The sequence below is a fragment of the Campylobacter sp. B0100352/1 genome (assembly GCF_020135855.1).
In the GTDB taxonomy this organism is placed as follows: Bacteria; Campylobacterota; Campylobacteria; order Campylobacterales; family Campylobacteraceae; genus Campylobacter_D; species Campylobacter_D taeniopygiae.
In genome coordinates, this window is record NZ_JACHTP010000096.1 from 1 (window position 1) to 542 (window position 542).

Genomic DNA, 542 nt, shown 5'->3' on the forward strand with positions numbered 1-542 from the left:
ATTTTCTCCTACTTTTTCATAGCTATTTTTATGGATCCTTACTTCTTGATCTGTTCCCACATTTAAAGTATTACTTAAACCCACATTGGTATCTTTAGAGAGTAAAGTATTTTCTAAATATTTTGCCCCTACATTGACATTTTTAAATCCTGCGATATTTTGCATATGGCCTAAAGTGATAAATTCAGTATATAAGGCTCCTACTTCTGAGGTTTTGTTACTTTTTATAGTTTGTTCATAATTATTGCCTATTTCTTCTTTATAATCTTTTTGCGCTAAGATATAAATTTCTTCTTTATCTTTATCATTTTTTAAAGTGATTTCATTTCTTGCTTTTGCATCGGTATTATCTACTCCTATTGTAGAATTTGCTAAAGTAAGATAATGATTATTAATAGAGCTTAATTCATAATCTGTATTTTCTTGAAGTTTTAAGGTATCTAAGCCTTGATTGATCATAATAGGAACTTCGCTTAAATAACTTAAAGTGCTAGTGGCAATTTCTCTTTGATATCTTGGATAATTATATTGAGGCATAGTTG

At 28.2% G+C, this 542-nt stretch carries 1 protein-coding gene; it reads right to left on the minus strand.

What is annotated here, in order from left to right; all coding sequences use genetic code 11:
- On the minus strand, positions 1-542 hold a 542-nt coding region (locus tag H2279_RS08695; RefSeq protein WP_442862197.1), incomplete at both ends, for a bacteriophage T4 gp5 trimerisation domain-containing protein.